Origin of the sequence: Streptomyces sp. URMC 127 (genome assembly GCF_051386535.1) — a bacterium.
Classification (GTDB): domain Bacteria; phylum Actinomycetota; class Actinomycetes; order Streptomycetales; family Streptomycetaceae; genus Streptomyces.
In genome coordinates this window covers 21,588-40,864 of record NZ_JBPQTW010000003.1, presented here as the reverse complement: position 1 = coordinate 40,864, position 19,277 = coordinate 21,588, and the positions used below count along the sequence as shown (strand labels likewise).

General features: G+C 75.1%; 12 protein-coding genes. 5 read left to right on the top strand and 7 right to left on the bottom strand.

The window, feature by feature from the left end:
- Positions 1-46 precede the first annotated feature (46 nt).
- The gene (locus tag ACSNOH_RS01765; protein ID WP_436719345.1) at positions 47-1,732 is read left to right on the top strand and encodes a DUF885 domain-containing protein; all 1,686 of its coding nucleotides are present in this window, start codon (positions 47-49) and stop codon (positions 1,730-1,732) included.
- Positions 1,733-1,767: 35 nt separating this feature from the next.
- On the opposite strand, the gene ACSNOH_RS01760 is transcribed toward ACSNOH_RS01765, so the two are convergent.
- Positions 1,768-2,139 carry a toxin Doc gene (locus ACSNOH_RS01760; RefSeq protein ID WP_436719344.1) on the bottom strand — a complete coding sequence of 124 codons (372 nt, stop codon included), beginning with the start codon at positions 2,137-2,139 and terminating at the stop codon, positions 1,768-1,770.
- Positions 2,139-2,369, bottom strand: a complete 231-nt coding sequence (locus ACSNOH_RS01755) for a hypothetical protein (RefSeq protein WP_356281325.1) — start codon at positions 2,367-2,369, stop codon at positions 2,139-2,141. The genes ACSNOH_RS01760 and ACSNOH_RS01755 overlap by 1 nt, the downstream gene beginning before the upstream one ends.
- Positions 2,370-2,565: 196 nt before the next feature.
- Here ACSNOH_RS01755 and ACSNOH_RS01750 point away from each other — a divergent pair, with 196 nt between their 5' ends.
- Positions 2,566-3,012, top strand: coding sequence for an Lrp/AsnC family transcriptional regulator (locus ACSNOH_RS01750; RefSeq protein WP_436719343.1), 447 nt, complete (start codon positions 2,566-2,568; stop codon positions 3,010-3,012).
- Here the strand turns inward: ACSNOH_RS01750 and ACSNOH_RS01745 are convergent.
- Both ACSNOH_RS01745 and ACSNOH_RS01740 read right to left on the bottom strand, forming a co-directional pair.
- Positions 3,006-6,149, bottom strand: coding sequence for an AAA family ATPase (locus tag ACSNOH_RS01745; protein WP_436719342.1), 3,144 nt, complete (start codon positions 6,147-6,149; stop codon positions 3,006-3,008). The genes ACSNOH_RS01750 and ACSNOH_RS01745 overlap by 7 nt on opposite strands.
- The gene (locus tag ACSNOH_RS01740; protein ID WP_436719341.1) at positions 6,146-7,399 is read right to left on the bottom strand and encodes an exonuclease SbcCD subunit D; all 1,254 of its coding nucleotides are present in this window, start codon (positions 7,397-7,399) and stop codon (positions 6,146-6,148) included. The genes ACSNOH_RS01745 and ACSNOH_RS01740 overlap by 4 nt, the downstream gene beginning before the upstream one ends.
- A gap of 99 nt (positions 7,400-7,498) precedes the next feature.
- Between ACSNOH_RS01740 and ACSNOH_RS01735 the strand changes: the two genes are divergently transcribed.
- Positions 7,499-8,524: a polysaccharide deacetylase family protein gene (locus ACSNOH_RS01735; protein WP_436719340.1), complete on the top strand. Its 1,026-nt coding sequence runs from the start codon at positions 7,499-7,501 to the stop codon at positions 8,522-8,524.
- A 36-nt stretch (positions 8,525-8,560) separates the two neighbouring features.
- Here the strand turns inward: ACSNOH_RS01735 and ACSNOH_RS01730 are convergent, their stop codons facing one another.
- On the bottom strand, positions 8,561-9,187 hold the full coding sequence (locus ACSNOH_RS01730; protein ID WP_436719339.1) for a YigZ family protein: 627 nt from the start codon (positions 9,185-9,187) through the stop codon (positions 8,561-8,563).
- Between the two features lie 58 nt (positions 9,188-9,245).
- Here ACSNOH_RS01730 and ACSNOH_RS01725 point away from each other — a divergent pair, with 58 nt between their 5' ends.
- Together ACSNOH_RS01725 and ACSNOH_RS01720 are read left to right on the top strand one after the other, a co-directional pair.
- The gene (locus tag ACSNOH_RS01725; protein ID WP_436719338.1) at positions 9,246-9,698 is read left to right on the top strand and encodes a CoA-binding protein; all 453 of its coding nucleotides are present in this window, start codon (positions 9,246-9,248) and stop codon (positions 9,696-9,698) included.
- Between the two features lie 93 nt (positions 9,699-9,791).
- The gene (locus ACSNOH_RS01720) at positions 9,792-10,658 is read left to right on the top strand and encodes an EamA family transporter (protein ID WP_436719337.1); all 867 of its coding nucleotides are present in this window, start codon (positions 9,792-9,794) and stop codon (positions 10,656-10,658) included.
- Between the two features lie 190 nt (positions 10,659-10,848).
- On the opposite strand, the gene ACSNOH_RS01715 is transcribed toward ACSNOH_RS01720, so the two are convergent.
- Positions 10,849-11,610, bottom strand: a complete 762-nt coding sequence (locus ACSNOH_RS01715; protein WP_436719336.1) for an acyltransferase — start codon at positions 11,608-11,610, stop codon at positions 10,849-10,851.
- 101 nt (positions 11,611-11,711) lie between these two features.
- Positions 11,712-19,256: a MupA/Atu3671 family FMN-dependent luciferase-like monooxygenase gene (locus tag ACSNOH_RS01710; protein ID WP_436719412.1), complete on the bottom strand. Its 7,545-nt coding sequence runs from the start codon at positions 19,254-19,256 to the stop codon at positions 11,712-11,714.
- Positions 19,257-19,277: the final 21 nt, after the last annotated feature.

The following is a 19,277-nucleotide window of genomic DNA, read 5'->3' as shown; positions in this document are numbered from 1 at the left end:
GAAATTGCCGGTGACGCGGCGCACCCCGCCGTATGAGGATGTCCGCATGCCGAACGACACGAGCACCTTGCTCCCCCGCCAGGTCGCCGACGCCTACGTCGACGCGTACACCGAACTCGACCCCATCACGGGCACTTTCCTGGGCGTCGCCGCCTCCGCGACCCGGCTGCCGGACTTCTCCCCCGCCGGCCAGCAGGCCGTGGCCGACCTCGCGCGCACCACGCTCGACCGCCTCGCCGAGGCCGAGCGGCAGCCCGGCGCCGACGCCGGCATCGAGCGGCGCTGTGCCCGGCTGCTGCGCGAGCGCCTGACCGCGCAGCTCGCGGTGCACGACGCGGGCGAGCACCTGCGCGCCGTCAGCAACATCCACTCGCCGCTGCACTCGGTGCGCGAGGTGTTCACCGTCATGCCGGCGGAGACCGCGGAGGACTGGGCGGCGATCGCCGAGCGGCTGCGGGCCGTGCCCGCGGCCCTGGAGAGCTACCGGGCCTCGCTCGCCGAGGGCCTGGAGCGGGGGCTGCCCGCGGGCCCCCGCCAGGTGGCCACCAACCTCACGCAGCTGGCGGAGTGGATCGGCACCGGCAACGGCTGGTTCGGCGAGTTCACCGCGGCCGGCCCGCAGGAGCTGCGCGCCGAGCTGGACGCCGCGGCCGCCGTGGCCACGGGCGGCCTGGCCGCCCTGCGCGACTGGCTGCGCGACGTCTACGCGCCGGGCGTCGAAGGCGCGCCCGACGTCGTGGGCCGCGAGCGCTACGCCCGCTGGTCGCGCTACTGGAACGGCACGGACCTCGACCTCGACGAGGCGTACGCGTACGGCTGGTCGGAGTACCACCACATCCTCGGCGAGATGCGCGCCGAGGCCGAGAAGGTGCTGCCCGGGGCGAAGACCCCGTGGGAGGCGCTGGCCCACCTGGACGAGCACGGCACGCACATCGAGGGCGTCGAGGAGGTGCGGGTCTGGCTGCAGGAGCTGATGGACGAGGCCATCGAGGCGCTGGACGGCACCCACTTCGAGCTGGCCGAGCGGGTCAAGAAGGTCGAATCCCGCATCGCGCCGGCCGGCGGCGCGGCGGCCGCGTACTACACCGAGCCGTCCGAGGACTTCTCCCGGCCCGGCCGCACCTGGCTGCCGACCATGGGCAAGACCCGCTTCTCCGTCCACGAGCTGGTGTCCACCTGGTACCACGAGGGCGTGCCGGGCCACCACCTGCAGCTCGCGCAGTGGATGCACGTGGCGGATCAGCTCTCGCGCTACCAGGTCACCCTGGGCGGGGTCAGCGCCAACTGCGAGGGCTGGGCGCTGTACGCGGAGCGGCTCATGGACGAGCTGGGCTTCCTCAAGGACGCCGAGCGCCGGCTGGGCTACCTCGACGCGCAGATGTGGCGCGCCCTGCGGGTGATCGTGGACATCGGCATGCACCTGGAGCTGGAGATCCCGGCGGACTCCCCCTTCCACCCCGGTGAGCGCTGGACGCCGGAGCTGGTGCTGGAGTTCTGCAACCTGCACAGCGGGAGTCCGGCGGACCACGTGGAGAGCGAGGTCGTGCGCTACATGGGCATGGCCGGGCAGGCGATCGGCTACAAGCTGGGCGAGCGGGCCTGGCTGGCCGGCCGCGAGGCGGCCCGGGCCGCGCACGGCGACGCGTTCGACGCGAAGGCCTGGCACATGGCGGCGCTGTCGCAGGGCTCGCTGGGCCTGGACGACCTGGTGGCGGAGCTGTCCGCGCTGTGACGGCCGGGGCGGGCCCCCGGGCCCGCCCCCTCGCGTCAGATGCGCCAGGTGCGGATGCGGTCGGCGCACTCGTAGACGTCGACGCGGTACTCCTTGATGTCGCGCGCGAGGTCGACTATCGACCCGTACGGCGGGTCGATGCCCTCGCCCGCCGCGGCCATGTAGGCGACGACGACCATGCAGGCGTACAGACTGCTGCGCACGGGCAGCGGCTGGAGCCGGACGAGGGTGTGCATCAGGGCGGCCGCGCGCCAGGCCGCGTCGGGCTCGTGGTCGAACTTCGCCACGTCGAAGGCGTGCCGGGAGACGGCGGCGGCCAGGGCGGTGTAGTCGTGGACGGCGGGCTCTTCGTACAGCTTGTGCTCCTGCACTCCGAGGAGCCAGGGCAGGTCGATGAGCAGCGGCATCAGGCGGCGGCACCGCCCGTGGACGGGGGAGCCTCCTCGGGGAAGGCGGCGTCGAACTCCGCCATGTGCTCGTTCCAGAACTTGGCGGCGCGCTCCACGAAGCGGCGGCGCTGCTGCTCGCGCACGGACAGGTCGTGCACGTAGGCCTTGATGCTCTTGCCGTCCGCGGCAGCGGCCTCGCGGATGTCCGCGAGCTCCTCTTCCGTGAATTCGATGTTGAGTGCCGGCATGGCACCACGGTACCGGCCCGGTGCCGGCCGCGGGAACCTGCCGGGGGGCGGCAGGACGGCCGTGGCGAGGGACCCGAGAGAGACCTGGGAGGGATGGGGGAAGGGCCGGGGAGGGCCCTGGGGAGCCTGCCGGCAGAACCGTCAATCCTCGGCAAAACTCTTGAGTTACCGGGGATTTCACTGTTAGACAACGCGCATGACCGGCTATTCCCCCGACGCCACCGACTGGCGCATCCTCGACGCCCTGCAGCACAACGGACGCGCCGGCTACGCCGAGCTGGCGCGGATCGTGAACATGTCCTCCAGCGCCGTCACCGAGCGGGTGCGCAGACTGGAGGAGGCGGGCGTCATCGGCGGCTACACGGCGGTCGTCGACCCGGAGAAGCTGGGCATGCCCGTCCTCGCCTTCGTCCGGCTGCGGTGCTCCAACAGCGGTGACAGCCCGTTCTACGAGCTGCTGGAGCGCACGCCGGAGATCCTGGAGGCGCACCACGTCACGGGCGACGACTGCTTCATGGTCAAGGTCGCGGCGCGGTCGATGCGGCACCTGGAGGAGGTCGCGGGCCGGATGGGCGCATTGGGGTCGGTGACCACGAGCGTCGTCTACTCCTCCCCGCTCCCCCGGCGGCCGATCGCTCAGTAGGCGCCGCCGGCCCGCTCGTGCCGCACGGACGAGCCCGACCGTCCCTTGATCACCTGCAGCCGGGCGGGCACGCGGCGGCGCAGGTCGGCGACGTGGCTGACGATGCCGACGGCGCGGTCCCGCTCGCGCAGCGAGTCCAGGACGTCCAGCACCTCGTCCAGGGTCTGCTCGTCCAGGCTGCCGAAGCCCTCGTCGATGAAGAGGGTGTCCAGGCGTACGCCGCCCGCCTCCTCGGTGACGACGTCGGCGAGGCCGAGGGCGAGGGCGAGGGAGACGAAGAAGGTCTCGCCGCCGGAGAGGGTGGCGGTGTCGCGCTCCTTGCCCGTCCAGTGGTCGATGACGTGCAGGCCGAGTCCCGAGCGGGCGTTGCCGCCGGCCCGGGCGTCGGAGTGGACGAGCGTGTAGCGGCCGGCGGACATGCGGCGCAGCCGCGCGGTCGCGGCGGCGGCGACCTGTTCCAGGCGGGCGGCCAGGACGTACGACTCCAGGCGCATCCTGCGTTCGTTGCGCGTGGAGGTGCCCGCGGCGAGAGCCGCGAGCTCGGCGACGCGGTGGTGCTCCTCGCGGAGCGGGGCCAGGCGCCGGGCATCGGTGCGGGCCGCGGCGGAGAGCCGGTCGAGGTCCTGGCAGCGGGTGCGGGCGGCGACCTCGGCGACGGAGGCGTCGCGGAGCCGCGCGGCGGCCGCGGCGAGGGCGGCGGCGGCCGCCCCCGGATCGGCGGGGGGCCGGGCGGCGGCCGCCTCGACCGCGGGGTCGGCGAGGACGGCGGCCACGGCGGCCTCCTCACGGGCCCGGGCGTCGAGCCGCTCCTGCAGCCCGTGCCGTTCCGCGGCGCCGAGCACGGCCTGTTCGGCGAGCCCGGGGGTGGCGAAGCCGGCGCGGAAGGCGGCGTCGGCGAGCCGGGCATCGGCCTCCTTCAGCCGGGCGGCCGCGTCCGCGGCGGCGCGGACCGTCTCGACCGCCCCGGCGAGGAGCTCCAGTTGCCGTTCCAGGTGGGCGGCCCGGCGGGCGACGGACTCCTCGCCGCCGCGGGCCCGGGTCAGCTCCTCCTCCAGGGCGGCCAGGTCCCGGTCGAGCTGTTCGCGGCGGGTCGTGCGGGCGGCGGACCGGGTCAGGGCGGTCTGCCGGGCCTCGCGGCGCAGGTCGTGCTCGCGCTCGGCCTGCCGCAGGGCTTCCCGGGCCGCGTGCAGGCCGGCGCCCGCGGCGCGCGCCTCGGCGAGGGAGCGGCCGAGGTCGCCGGCGAGCGCTTCGAGCTCGGTGACGCCGGCTCCGCCCGCGTCGGCCTCGGCGCGGGCGAGGGCGTCCTTCAGCCCCTGGAGTTCGCGGGCGGCCTCTTCCCGTACGCCGTCGGCGTGCTGGAAAGCGGCGAGGGCGGCCTCTTCGTCGGCGCGGCCGGGCCGGCCGTCGACGGCCCGTGCCGGGTCGGGGTGCTCGGTTGCTCCGCACACCTTGCAGGCCACGCCGGGCGCGAGCGCGCCCGCGAGCTCGGCGGCGAGGCCCTCCAGACGGCGCTCCTTGACGTCGAGCCAGGTGGCGCGGGCCGCGTCGGCCCGCTCCCGGGCGCCGGTCAGCCGCTCCTCGGCCGCGGCGGCGGCGCCGGTGAGACGGTCGCGTTCGCGGGCGGCGGCCAGGCGGGTGCGGACGGGGCCGGTCTCGGCCTCCAGCCGGACGGCGCGGGCGGCTTCGGCGTGCGCGGTCTCGACGCGCTTTTCGCAAGCGGCGCGCAGGGTCTCCCAGCCGTCGAGCCAGCCGGTCAGCTCGGCGAGCTCGTCCTCGCCGGCGCGGGCTTCGCGCTCCAGCGCGCTCTGCTCGGCCCGGACGGCGGCGGCGCGCTCCTCCGCGCGGCGGGCGGCGGCCAGGGAGCCGAGCTCCTCGCGGAGCTGCCGCTCCCGTGCGGCGAGCTGCTCGGCGCCCGCGTCCCGCAGGCTCTCAGGGAGCGCCGTGCGGGCCCGCTGTTCCGCGGCGGCGGCCGCGCGGTGGGTGCGTTCGGCCTCGGCGCGCATCTGAAGGACGGGGACGACGGCGTCGGCGGCGCGGGCCTGCCGCATCCTCTCGCGGTCGGCTTCGTGCGCGTCGTGCTGTGCGGCGAGGGCGTCGGCGCGCCGGCGGGCTTCGGCGTGGCGGCGCTGGAGCCCGGCGAGTTCGCGGGCGGCGTCGGCGTGTTCCTGGGCGGCCCGGTGGGCCGCTTCGGCGGTGCGGGCGGCGACGGCGGCGATGTCCCGGCGTTCCCGGGCGCTGCTGCGGGCGAGGGCGGCCCATTCCAGGACGGCTTCGGCGAGCCCGGGGTCACCGGCGGCGAGGGGCGCCGCGGCGGCGCGCTGGGCCGGGACGGCGGGGCCGCCGGCCCGGCCCAGCGCGCCGCCGCGGCTCCCGCGGGCCCGCGACGGGGTGCGGGCCGCCGGGACACTGCCCTCGGCCGCAGCGGCGGGCGAGGGCGTGCCGGCCTCGGGCAGCGACGGGTCGCCGGCGGCCTGGCGCATCCGGTGGGCGAGGGCGAGCAGGCCTTCGTCGCCGGCCCGTACCCCCGCTTCCGCTTCGCGCCGCAGCTCGGCGAGCCGCTTCTCGACGGCGGCGAAGCGGCCCGTGTCGAAGAGCTTGCCGAGCAGTTCGCCGCGGGCGGTGTCCTTGGCGCCGAGGAAGCGGGCGAACTCGCCCTGGGGCAGCAGGACGACCTGGCAGAACTGCTCCCGGCTCATGCCGAGGAGCTGCTTGACCTCCTCGCCGATCTCCTGGTGGGAGCGGCTGAGCGCCTCCCACTGCCCGTTGCGGTGCTCGCGCAGCTCGCTCGCGGCCCGCTCCTTGGTGAACCCCGTGCCCTTCTTCTTGGGGCGCAGCTGCTCGGGGCGGCGCGTGATCTCAAGGCGGCGGCCGCCGACGGTGAGGTCGAGGACGACCTGGGTGCGGGTGTCGTCGGCCGCGTGGTCGCTGCGCAGCACGGGGCTGCCGGCGGTGCCCTGGCGGGCGCCGGGCACCTCGTTGTAGAGGGCGTAGCAGACGGCGTCGAGGACGGAGGTCTTGCCGGCGCCGGTGGGGCCGTGGAAGAGGAAGAGCCCGTCGGCGGACAGCGCGTCGAAGTCGATGTGCTGGGTGCCGCCGAAGGGGCCGAAGGCGGTGATCGTCAGCCGGTGCAGCCTCATCGGGCCCCTGCTCCTTCGGTGGTGCCGGTGTTGGTCCGGGTTCCGCTTCGGGCTTTGCTCCCGGCCGTACTCCCGCCCTCGCCCGCGCTTTCGCTCTCGCTTTCGGTCTCGCCGAGCCGTACGTGGTCGAGCGCGGCGGTCAGGATGCCGCGTTCGCGGTCGTCGGCCGCCAGCCCGCCGCGTACGTGCGCGACGAAGTCCTCGGCGATCTCCTGGTCGCTGCGGTCGCGCAGCCGCCGGGCGTACGAGGCGAGGGGGTCCTGCGGCGACCGCTCGGGGTCCAGGACGAGGCTGAGGACGTGCGGGAAGCGCTCGGCGAGCCGGGCCATGGGCTCGTCGGGGCGGTGCGGGTCGGTGAGGGTGGCCTCGACCCAGGCGTCCTCGTGCCGGGCGAGCCCGGGGTCGCGGAGCAGGTCGTCGAGGCGGCCGCGGATGCGGGCGAGGGGGCGCGGCACGGGGCAGTCGATCCGCTCGGCGGCGAGGCTGCCGCCGGGGCCGAGGTCGACGAGCCACATGGTCTTGCGGTGGTCCGCCTCGGAGAAGGAGTAGGCCAGCGGCGAGCCGGAGTAGCGGACGCGCTCGGTGATCGTCTGGCAGCCGTGGAGGTGGCCGAGGGCGGCGTAGTCGACGCCGTCGAAGACCGCGGCGGGGACCTGGGCCACGCCGCCGACGGTGATGTCGCGCTCGCTGTCACTGGCGGTGCCGCCGGTGACGAAGGCGTGGGCGAGGACGACGGAGCGGGTGCCGGCGGGGCGCGCGGCGAGGTCGGCGCGGACCCGGTCCATGGCGGCCGTGAGGACGTCCGTGTGGGCGGCGCGGGGCGCGCCCAGCTCCTCGCGGACGAGGGCGGGCTCCAGGTAGGGCAGGCCGTAGAAGGCGACGTCGCCGTGGGCGTCGGTGAGGACGACGGGGGTGCCCACGCCTGCGGGGTCGGTGCGCAGGTGGATGCCGGCGCGCCCGATGAGCCCGGCGCCGACGCCCAGGCGGCGGGCCGAGTCGTGGTTGCCGGAGATCATGACCGTGGGCACGCCGAGGTCCGCGAGCTCGTGCAGCGCCTCGTCGAAGAGGGCGACGGCGCCGAGCGAGGGGACGGCCCGGTCGTGGACGTCGCCCGCGACGAGCACCACGTCCACCTGCTGCTCCCGGACGGTGCGCACGAGATGGCCGATGAAGGCGCGCTGGGCGTCGAGCAGGTTCACGCGGTGGAACGAGCGGCCCAGGTGCCAGTCGGACGTATGCAGGATCCTCACGGGCCCCAAGTGTTCCATCCGCGGGCGGGTGGCCGGGCATGGCCCCGATGGGTGTACCGGACGGGCGGGGCGGCCGGGCCGCTGAAAAGATCCGGAAATATGCGACTTATACGAAAAGCCCCTGCGCGGCGGGACGGTGGCGCACATCACCCCATACGCCGTCCGCTGCCCCTCGTCTCCCTCCTCCTGACCGTTCTCCTGCTGCTCACGGGAGCGGTCGCGTGCGCGGGCGAGGACGCGTCCCTGCCCGGCACCCACGAGGACATGGCCGGACTCGGTCAGCTGAAGGGGCAGGCCCGCCGCCCGGTGCAGGAACAGCAGCGCCGGGAGGAGCAGGACCTCGACGAGCAGGGCCGGGAGGACGAGGAAGGGCGCGAGCAGCAGGCACCGGCGCCGCCGAAGCTCAAGCAGACCCCCGAGCAGCGGCTGGCCGCCGCGCGGCGGTGGGGCCTGGACCAGGCACCGCTCGTCGCACCGCCACCGCCCCGGGAGAAGCCCCGGCTGACCACGCCGGAGTGGGCCGACCAGGGTCCGGACCTGATCCCCGCGCCCGCCCGCGTCCCGACGGACCAGAAGATCGCTTTCCTGACGATCGACGACGGGGCGGCGAAGGACCGGGAGTTCCTGGACATGGTGCGGGACCTGCAGGTCCCGCTGAGCGCCTTCCTCACCGACGAGTCCGCGGCCGAGGACTACGGCTACTTCCGCGACCTGCACGCGCTGGGCGTCTCGATCCAGAACCACACCCTGCACCACCCGCAGATGAACCACATCTCCGAGGACGAGCAGTACACGGAGATCTGCGGCCAGCAGGACATCCTGGAGCGCGAGATCGGCGTCCGGCCGACGCTCTTCCGCCCGCCGTTCGGCGACTTCGACGCCGACACCCTCGCCGTCGCCGAGGAGTGCGGGGCGCGGGCCGCGCCCCTGTGGAACGAGGAGGCCTTCGCGGACCGGATGGACTTCCGCCACGACGACCAGCGCTTCCACCCCGGCGACATCATCCTCACCCACTTCAACGGGCCCAAGGCGTGGGGCGGGACCATGTGCGACATGCTGCGGACCGTGCTGCGCAAGGTCACGGAGCAGGGCTACGCGCTGGCGAGGCTGGAGGACTACGTGTAGGGGCGGGCGCTCGGGGCGAGGGGCCGGCGCCAGGGGTCAGGCGTCGCCGTACGCCTCGCCGCCGAGTTCGAGGCGGGCGGTGCCGGCCGTGGTGTCCGCGAGCCAGGCGCGGAAGCCCGCGACGTCCGCCTCCGGCAGCCCCACCTCGATCCGCACGTCCGCGCCGTAGCGCACCTCGCGCACGGCGCGGCCCGTCGCCCGCAGGTCGTTCTCCAGCTTCCCGGCGCGCTGGTGGTCGACGGTGACGGACGCGAGCCGGAAGCGCTGCCGGGTGACCGTCCCGACGGCGTCCAGCGCCTCGCCGACCACGCCCCCGTACGCGCGGATCAGCCCGCCCGCGCCGAGCTTCACGCCGCCGAAGTAGCGGGTGACGACGGCGACGGCGTAGCGCACCTCGCGGCGGACCAGCATCTGCAGCATCGGCACGCCGGCGGTGCCGCCCGGCTCGCCGTCGTCGCTCGCCTTCTGCACGGCGCCGTCGGCGCCCAGCACGTAGGCGAAGCAGTGGTGGCGTGCGGTGGGGTGTTCCTTGCGGGCGCGCGCGACGAACGCCTGCGCCTCCTCCTCCGTGGCGGCGGGCGCGAGCGCGCAGATGAAGCGCGACTTGCTGATCTCGATCTCGTGCACGCCCTCGCGCGCGACCGTCCGGTACTGCTCCGTCATCCCGCCACCCTATGCGCCGGCCCGGGAATGCCGCCGGGGGGATGATCGTTGAGCGGGCATGTACGCGGAACCGGGGATCATCCGGAAGATCATCGAAGAGACCGGCGACACGTGGGCGCTGGTCGGTCTGTCGTCCAACCGGCAGCGGGCCGCCTACGGCGTCGCCGAGGTGCTGCGGCGCCACGGCAAGCGCGTCGTACCCGTGCACCCGAAGGCCGAGCCGGTGCGCGGCGAGCCGGGTTACGCCCGCCTCGCCGACATCCCCTTCCCGGTCGACGTGGTGGACGTCTTCGTCAACAGCGACCTCGCGGGCCCGGTCGCGGACGAGGCCGTCGCGATCGGCGCGAAGGCGGTCTGGTTCCAGCTCGGGGTGGTCGACGAGGAGGCGTACGAGCGGACGCGCGCGGCCGGCCTGGACATGGTGATGGACCGCTGCCCGGCCATCGAACTGGACTCGTTGCGCGTACGGAACGCCCGCGGCGCGCGCCCCGCCGGAGAACCGCTCGCCTGACGGCCGGGTCCGGGCCTGCCCGATCCGGATGATCACGCTGCGGCTACGGTGCTGCACTGCACTGTTCACCGCTCTGTACTGCGAGGTTTTCCCATGACGGCGGTCTTCGCCCTGACCACGAGCTTCCTGTGGGGCCTGGCCGACTTCGGCGGCGGGCTGCTCACCCGGCGCGTCCCCGCCCTGACCGTCGTCCTTCTCTCGCAGCTGCTGGCCGTGGGCGCCCTGGGGACGATCGTCGTGGCGACGGGCGGCTGGAGCGAGGCCGGCCCGCAGCTGTGGTACGCGGCCGCCGCCGGTGTCGTCGGCCCCGCCGCCATGCTCGCCTTCTACAAGGCACTGGCCCTGGGCCCGATGGGCGTCGTCTCGCCGCTGGGCGCGCTCGGCGGCGTCGCGGTGCCGCTGGGCGTGGGGCTCGTCCTGGGCGAGCGACCGGGGATCCTGCAGTTCGCGGGCATCGCGGTGGCCGTGGCGGGCGTGGTCCTGGCCAGCGGGCCGAGCGTGGGCGGCGCGCCCGTCCAGCGGCAGACCCTGCTGCTCACCCTCGTCGCCGCCTTCGGCTTCGGCTCGGTGATGGCCCTCATCGCCGAGGCGTCGCACAACCTGACCGGGCTGTTCCTCGCCCTGTTCGTCCAGCGCGTGTGCAACGTGGTGGTGGGCGCGGGCACGCTCTACGCCTCCGTGCGCCCCGGCAACGCGGCGCTGCCGGAGGGCGGCTGGAGCTCGGTCCGCGCGGCGCTGCCCGCCCTCGCCTTCGTCGGCCTGGCCGACGTCGCCGCGAACGGCACGTACAGCATCGCGGCGCGGACCGGCCCCGTCACGGTGGCGGCAGTGCTGGCCTCGCTCTACCCGGTGGTGACGGCACTGGCCGCGCGGGGTTTCCTCAGCGAACGCCTGCGCTCGGTCCAGGCCGCGGGCGCGGGACTGGCCCTCGTGGGAACGGTCCTGCTGGCGGCGGGGTGAGACCGCGTGCCCCGGCGGCGGACGGTGTGCGTGCACTTCCGCCGGACCCTCGGCGTGGTGGCTGCTCGCCGTCGCGGCGGAGACTCTTCCGCCATGCCGGCGGCCGGCAGAGCCTGCGGCTTCCGCTGACTTGTCACCACGGTGGATCCGGTTCTCACCGCCGCAACGACGCTCCGGGGCCCGGTGCCCGCTAAGAGCCCTCCGGCGGTGTCCGGTCCGCGAGGGCTCGGAGCTGTTCCGCCGTCATCTCCGACGGGATCGGCACCGGGGGCGCCGTGCGCAGGGGCGGGACCCAGCCCGATTCCGGCTCCCAGCGGCGGACGATCCTGGCCGGGGCGCCTGCGACGACCGCGTGGTCGGGGACCTCGCCGCGCACGACGGAGCCCGCTGCGACGACCACGTTCCGGCCGAGGCGGGCGCCGGGCAGGATCACCGCGCCGGTGCCGAGCCAGCTGCCGGAGCCTATGGTCACCGGCGCGCTGCGGGGCCACTGCCGGCCGATGGGCTGGTGCGGGTCGTCGTAGGAGTGGTTGTCGCTGGTGACGTAGACGTACGGGCCGCAGAAGACGTCGTCGCCGAAGGTCACCGGCTGTGAGGCCACCACGTGGCTGCCGCGGCCGAGGACCACGCCGTTGCCCAGGCGCAGGACGGGGTCGGGCCCGAGGTCGAGGTCCGGCATCATGCCGGCGGTGAGCGTGACCTGCTCGCCGATGATGCAGTGGTCGCCGAGCTCGATCCAGCGCTCGCCGAAGACCGTGCCGAGCGGGAAGGCGAGCCTGGTCGCGGGGCCGATCCTGCGGAAGCGGTACGGGCCGGGGTGCTCGGCGGTCACGGCACCGGCCCGCTGGATCCACCGCCAGCCGCGGTGGACCGCGTGCGACGCGGCCCGACGCCCCCACGCGCGCAGGGCCGCGGAGGCGTCGGATGAGAACGCGTTCCTGTTCTTCGGCACCCGGACACGGTAGTCGGCCGGGTGCCGGCCGGCCGCCGGGGTGACCTGTGATCTTCACCCCACCGGCCGGCCGGGCCAGTCAGCTACCGGTCAGCCGCCGGTCAGTCCGCGAGCGCCGCCCGCACCTCGTCGCGGAGCAGCTCGACGTAGTCGCGCATCCAGCCCTCGACGGTGGCCCGGTCCCACAGGTCGGAGGAGTACTCGGCCATCCCCACGAGCACGTCGCCCGCCGGGACGAGGCCGAAGGTGAACTCCGCGCGGGCGGCCGCGGGCGCGACGTCCTCGACCGCCACGGCCAGCCCCGGCATCTCGACGTCGGTCTCCAGCGAGTTCTGGTAGGCGAAGCCGGCCGCGAGCCGGTCGGGCATGTCCATCCCGTACCGCTCCCGCAGCAGGGGCGCGAGGTCCCGCGGCGGCATGAACGCGTCGATGCAGGCGACCGACGTCCGGGCCACCTGGTCGACGAGGGCGGTGAAGGAGGCGGCCTCCCCGTCGCGCACGCGCAGGGCGAACCCGGACGTCGCGCAGGTCACGAGCGACTCGAACTCGCGGCGCCACCGGTTGGCGTAGGAGACGTTGAACACCACGTCGCTCTGCCCGGACCGGCGGGCCATCAGCCGTCCCAGCGCCGCCGCGGTGACGGCGTAGGGCGTCGCCCCGCGGCGGCGCGCCAGCCGGTCGACGTCCGCCCGTACGTCGGTGGGCACCGTGAACATCACGACGCCGCCCCGCCCGCTGAGCTCCTCGGGACGCGGCCGGTCGAGCGGCATGGCGATGCCGAACGGCGCGCCGTCCAGCTCGCGCTTCCAGAAGGCCAGTTTGCGTTCCTCGACGGCGGGGTCGGTCTGCTCGCGCTGCCAGCGCGCGTACGCGCCCGGCTGGCACGGGTCGGGTGCCAGCCCGTCGGGCAGTCCCTCCGCGGCCGCGCCGTAGAGCGCGGCCAGCTCCTTGAGGATGAGGCTGACGGCCCAGCCGTCGCAGACGGCGTGGTGCAGGACGAACAGCAGGACCCACGTGCGCTCGCCGGAGCGCAGCAGGCGCAGCGCCGGTCCCGTGCCGGTGGCGAGGTCGAAGGGCGTCTCGGCGGCTTCGGCGGAGATCCGTTCCACCGCGGCCCCGCGCTCCCCGGCCGGCAGCCCGGTCAGGTCCTCGACGGGCAGGTCCACGGGCCGGGCCCGCAGCACTTCCTGCTGCCAGTCGTCGCCGTCGGGGACGATGCGGGTGCGCAGGCCCTCGTGCCGGGCGACGAGCCGGGTGAGGGCGGTGCGCAGGGCGGGCACGTCCAGGTCACCGGTGAGGGTCAGGCGCATGGCGACGTTGAACACCTGCGGCAGCGCGTGACCCTGCTGGACCCGGGCGAAGTGGATGTGCTGGTCGGTGGCGGGCACCCGGTGCTCGACGGCGTCGTCGCAGTCACCGCCGGCAGGGGCGTCCTCGCCGCCGGTGGCCTCGCCCGCGAAGAACGCGGCCATGGCCCGCAGCGTGGGCCGCTCGTAGAAGCGCACCATCGGGTAGTCGGCGCCGAACTCCTCCCGCGCGCGGTTGACCAGCCGGATCGCGGTGATCGAGTGGCCGCCCAGGTCGAAGAACGAGGCGTCGGGCGCGATGGCGCCGGCGTCGGTGCCGAACTCGTCGGCCCACAGCGCGCGGAGCCGCCGCTCGACGTCGTCCGACGCCTCGCCGTCACCCGGCGCCTCGGCGTCACCCAGCGCCTCGGCGTCATCCGAGGAGCCGGCGTCACCCGAAGGCCCGGCGGCGCTTTCCCCGCGGGGTGCCGGAGCCGCCGCGGGCACGGCCGTGACGAGGTCGGGCGCGGGCAGCCCCGCGCGGTCCAGCTTGCCGCCGGCGGTCACGGGCAGCGCGGCCAGGACCGTCCAGGCGCGCGGCACGAGGTACTCGGGCAGCCGCTCGGCCAGGGCGTCGGCCATGAGGTCGGCGAAGGCCTGCCGGTCGTCGGCGCCGTCGCCCACCGGGTCGGCGGGGACGGCGAAGGCGGCGAGGTACGCCTCGCCCCGGGCGTTGCGGCGGGCCAGGACGACGGCCTCGCGCACCCCTTCCAGGGAGTTGAGCGCGCGGGAGACCTCCTCCGGCTCGACGCGGAAGCCGCGGATCTTCACCTGGTCGTCGGTGCGGCCGCGGAACTGCAGCTTGCCGTCCGCGGTCCAGCGCACGAGGTCGCCCGTGCGGTAGAGGCGGTCGTCCGGGCCGCCGTCGGGGTCGGGCAGGAAGCGCCCGGCGCCGGCCTCGGGCCGGTGCAGGTAGCCGCGGGCCACGCCCGGCCCGCCGACGTGCAGCTCCCCGGCCGTGCCGACGGGCACGGGCGCGCCCGACTCGTCCAGCACGCGCAGGCGCACGTTGTCGACGGGGCGGCCGATCGCGATCTCGTCCGCATCCGGGCCGGGGGTGACCGTCTCGACGGTGCACAGCACGGTGACCTCGGTGGGCCCGTAGACGTTGGCGACCTCGTACGGCGTGCCGGGCCGCGGCCGGGTGCGCATCACGTCGCCGCCCATGAGCAGGTGGCGCAGCGGAGGCTGGGCCTCCGGCGGAAGCTGCAGCACCGCCTCGCCGAGGGCCGTGGGCAGGATGGAGAGCGTGACGCCCTGGGCCGCGTACCAGCGGGCGAGGGCGAGCGGATCCTTGCGTACGGTCTCGCCGGCGACGGTCAGCGAGGCCCCCGCGGTCAGCGCGGGCCAGACCTCGAGGACCGAGGCGTCGAAGCTCTGGCTGCACACGAGGGCGCTGCGGTCTGCGGGGGTGAAGCCGAAGCGCCGGTGGTGCCACGCGCACAGGTCGGCGACGGCGCGGTGCGGCACGGCGACGCCCTTGGGCTCGCCGGTGCTGCCCGAGGTGTAGATGACGTAGCACAGGGACTCGGCGCCGGCGGCGGATTCCGCGGGTCCCGCGGGAGCGGGGGTGCCGGCGGGGGCGTCGCCGGGAGTGACGACGGCGACGCCGTCCGGCAGCCGGAGCCCCGCCGCGTCCGTCTGCGTCTCCCGCGGAGCCACGACGACGCGGGCGCCGGATTCGGCGATCACCTTCTCGGCGCGGGCCCGGCCGAGGGCGGGGTCCAGGGGGACGTAGGGGCTGCCGGCCTTGAGGGCGGCGAGCATGGCGACGACCAGAGCGGCGGAGCGCGGCAGCCACAGGGCGACGGGTGCGCCGTCGGCGCCCCGCTCCCGGAGCACGGCGGCCAGCCGGGCGGCCCGCTCCTCCAGCTGACCGTAGGTCAGGATCTCGTCGCCGTCGAGCACGGCGGTGGCGCCGGGCGCCTCCGCGGCCCGGCGGGCCACCAGCTCGTGGACGGTGACGGCCTCCACGGCCCGCTGCGGGCCGCGCTCCCACTCGGCGGGCACGGGCCCGCCGGGCACGGCGGGTGCGACGGGTTCGTCAAGCGCGGTGAGTTCACCGGGCGCGGCCGGTGCGGGGCCCCCGGCCACCGCGGGTACGGGGCCGCCCGGCGCGGACGGTGCCGCATCGCCGGACGCCGGCCGCGCGAGCCGGGACAGGGGCGTGTCCGGGGAGGCGGCGGCCGCCGTCAGCAGGTCCCGGAAGGTGGCGAAGAACCGCTCGGCGGTCTCCGGGTCGAACAGGTCGGTGTTGTACTCCAGGTGGCAGCGGATGCCCTGCGGCTGGTCGGTGAAGTAGACGGTGAAGTCCGTCAGGGCCTTGTCCGGCCCCGCGTCCAGGGGCGTCGCACGCACGCCGGGCAGCTCGAAGCGGAACGGCTCGCTGCTCTGGAACTCGGCGAGCACCTGGAAGACGGGCGTGCGGTCCGTGACCCGCGGCGGGGCGATCTCGCGCACCACCGCCTCGAAGGGCACGCCCGCGTGGTCGTAGGCGTCGAGCGCGCGGCCGCGCACCCGGTCCAGCAGCGCGGCGAACGACGGGTCCCCGGAGAGGTCGAAGCGCAGGGCCAGGGTGTTGACGAAGAACCCGAGCAGGTCCTCGGCTCTCTGCGGCCGGTCGGAGACGGGGGTGCCGATGACGATGTCGTCCTGCCCGGTGACGCGGTGCAGCATGGCCGCGTACCCGGCGAGCAGGGTCGTGAACAGGGTGCTGCGGCGGGCCCGGCTCAGCTCGCGCAGGCGCGCGGAGAGCTCCGGGTCCAGGGTGCGGAAGACGGCCCGGCCGTTGGACGTCATGACCGCGGGGCGCGGCCGGTCGGTGGGCAGGTTCAGCTCCGGCAGCCCGCCGCCGAGCGTCTCGCGCCAGTACGCCAGGTCCGCGGCGGCCTCCGGGCCCTCCAGGGCCGCGGCCTGCTCGCGGGCGTGTTCGGCGTAGCTCCAGGTGAGGGCGGGCAGTCCGGGATCGGTGCCGTCGCGCCAGGAGCGGTAGAGCGCCGACAGGTCGCGGGTGAGGACGGTGGCGGAGGCCGCGTCGACCACGATGTGGTGCAGCGACAGCACAAGCACGTGCGCGTCGTCGGCGAGCTTCACGAGCCGGGTGACGAACAGGGGCCCTTCGGCGAGGTCGAAGCGGCGGGCGCTCTCGGCGGCCAGGGTCTCCCGCACCGCCTCGTCCCCGCGCCCCGTGCCGTCCACGACGCCGAAGTCGGGCTCGGAGGGGGGCCGTACGACCTGGCGCGGCTCGCCTCCGGTCTCCCGGAAGACGGTCCGCAGGCCCTCGTGGCGGGCCACGAGGCCGCGCAGCGCCGCGCGAAGTGCGGGCACGTCCAGTGCACCATCGAGGCGGATCGCCTTGGTCTCGTTGTACGCGGTGCGGCCCGGCAGCATGCGCTCCAGGAACCAGATCCGCTGCTGGCCCGGGGAGAGCGGGGCCTCCACGGCGGCGGGGGCGAGGGCGCCGGCGGGCTCCGGTGCGGGCGCCTGCTGCTCGCGCTGCCGGTAACGGCGGCGCAGGGCGTCGATGTGGGTGAGGCTCGCGCGCAGTTCGCCGGGCGCGACGCCGAAGTCGACGAGCGAGACGAGTTCGTCGGCGCCGGCGGCGGTCACCGTGTCCACGACGGGCGAGACGCTCTCGACGGTGCCGATCAGCGCCCGCTGGTCGCAGTAGCGGTCGTAGGCGCGGCGGAACACCACGTCGAGGTCGTCCTCGCTGAGGGAGGCGAGGTCCACGTTGTGCCCGAGGCTGTTGGTGACGCCGCCGAAGAGCGACAGCGACGCCCGCATGTAGCGCGACAGGGGCGCGTAGGCCTCGGCCCGGGCCGTCTCGTGACGATCGGCGAGGTAGGTGTGCAGGAGGACGGCCACGCGGCCGGCGGCCGGGTCCAGGCCGTGCTCCTCGCGGGTGCGGCGGTAGAGCGCGATGTTCTCCGCGAGCTGCTCGACGCTCTGCGTCATGAGGTTGGTGACGATGCCGAGGTCGTGGCGGGCGGCCAGCGCGAACGAGGCGGGGTTGCCGACCACGGCCGTGTACATCGGCGGGGCGTCCTGGACGGGCCGCGGGAAGAGCCGTACGTCGGCCTCGCCGTCGCCGGTGGTACGGCGCAGCGGTTCCCCCCGCCAGAACCGGCGCACCTGCTCCAGCTGCTCGTACATCGTCTCCTTGTGCCGGCCGAACCGGTCGGGGAAGAAGACGAAGTCGTTGGCGTGCCAGCCGCTGGCGATGCCGATGCCGACGCGGCCGCCGGAGAGGTTGTCGGCCATCGACCACTCCTCCGCGACCCGGATCGGGTCGTGGAGCGGCAGGACGACGGATCCCGCGTTCAGCCGGATCCGCCCGGTCTCCCGGGAGAGGGCGGCGGCGAGCACGGCGGGGTTGGGGAAGAGCCCGCCGAAGGAGTGGAAGTGCCGCTCGGGCATCCACAGCGCGTGGAACCCGTTCCGGTCGGCGAACCGGGCGGTCTCCATGAGCATCTCGTACTTGCCCTGCTGGTCGCCGTCCTCGGGGTAGTCGCCGAAGAAGTAGACGCTGAAGTCGGGGGTACGGGGGGTTTTCCGGGCCGCGGCCGAGGTGGCGGCCGCGGCCGCGTTCCAGGCCATGGAGACGGTACGCGGTGCCGGGGCGGAGCCCCGGGCCGGGGTCGCCGGGGCCGCCGGTTCCGGCGCCTTCGCGGCGACGGTGACCATGTCCGCTACCGACTCGCCGCCCGCCGCGGGCGCCGTCACCGCGCGGGCGCCGGGAAAGAAGCCCGCGCCCCGCAGCTCCCGCAGGGAGCCCTTGACCGCGTCCGCGACGAACTCCAGGTCACCGTCGGAGTGCGCGGTGGAGAGGAAGAAGTTCCGCCACTCCCACACGTGGACGCCGCGCAGCATCAGGTGGTGGTAGAGCAGCTCCATGTCCGCCCGGTGGTCGAAGCGGAACTGCGAGCCGAAGTGGCTCATCCGCAGCGGGAACTCCTCCGCCTCGAAGAAGGCGTTGAGCGTCGCGGCCAGCTCGGCCGTGCGCGCGTTGAGCCGCTCCTGCAGCAGCGGGCTGTGCTCCTTGAGGTGCGCGAGGACGGCCCGCGCGGCCACCATCGACACGGGGTGCTGGATGTACGTGCCGCCGAAGAACGTGGTGTCCGCGGGCGGGTAGCTGTCGTCGCCGTAGGACCAGTAACCGCCGTCGACGCCGTCCATGATGTCGGCGCGGCCGGCGATGGCCCCGATGGGGAAGCCGCCGCCGAGCAGCTTGCCGTAGGTGGCGAGGTCGGGCGTGACGCCGTACAGCTCCTGGGCGCCGCGGAGCGCGGGACGGAAGCCCGTCAGCATCTCGTCGAACATGAGGACGATGCCGTGGCGGGTGGTCAGCTCGCGCAGCTTGCGCACGAACTCCACGGGCTGCAGCGCCGGGTGGCGGCTCTGCACGGGCTCGATGATCACGGCGGCGATGTCGCCGGCGTGCTGCGCGATGACCTCCAGGGAGGCGTCGCTGCCGTAGTCGAGGACCATCAGGTCCGCCACCGCGCTGTCCGGGATGCCGCGGGAGACGGGCACGGTGAGCCTGTTCTCCGGGGTTCCGGAGGGGCGGCCGAGGACGGTGTCGGCGTGGCCGTGGTACGCGCCGAGGAAGGTGACGATCTTGTTGCGGCCGGTGGCGGAGCGGGCGAGGCGGATCGCCGCGGAGTTGGCTTCCGTACCCGAGTTGGCGAAGGCCACGCGCTCCATGCCGGTCAGCCCGGCCAGCAGTTCGGCCGCCTCGCCGGTCTCGGCGTTGCGGGGGCCGAGCTGGATGCCGCGGGAGAGGTGCTCGCGGACGGCCTCGCCGACGAACGCCGGCTCGTGGCCGAAGAGGAGCACGCCGAAGCCCATGGTGATGTCGACGTACTCGTTGCCGTCGACGTCCTGCAGGCGGGCGCCGCTCGCCCGGCGGCCGGCGATGGGGTAGAGCATCTCCTTCGTGCCGCTGCGGAAGCCGACGACGGCGCGGCTGTCGGCGAGGACGCGGCGGTAGCGCTGGGCGAGCTGCTTGGAGGTGGGGGTCTTGGCGGTGTAGCGGCGTACGAGATCGGCCAGGTGCTCCTGCTGGGCGCGCGAGGCGTCGCCCCGGACCATACCGGAGGCGCGCGAGACGGTCACCCGGGGGCCGTGGACGCTGCGGGGCGCGGCGGCCGGCTCCGCGGGCCGTTCCGCTGCCGGGCCGCCCGCGCCCGTCGTGGCCGCTGTGTCCGTGGTGCCCGTGGTACCAGTGGTGCCCGTCGCGCCCGTGGTGCCCGTCGCGCCGCCGATCTGCTCGGAGATGCGCCGCGAGAGCTCGGTCATGGCGGCGAGGTCCTTCTCAAG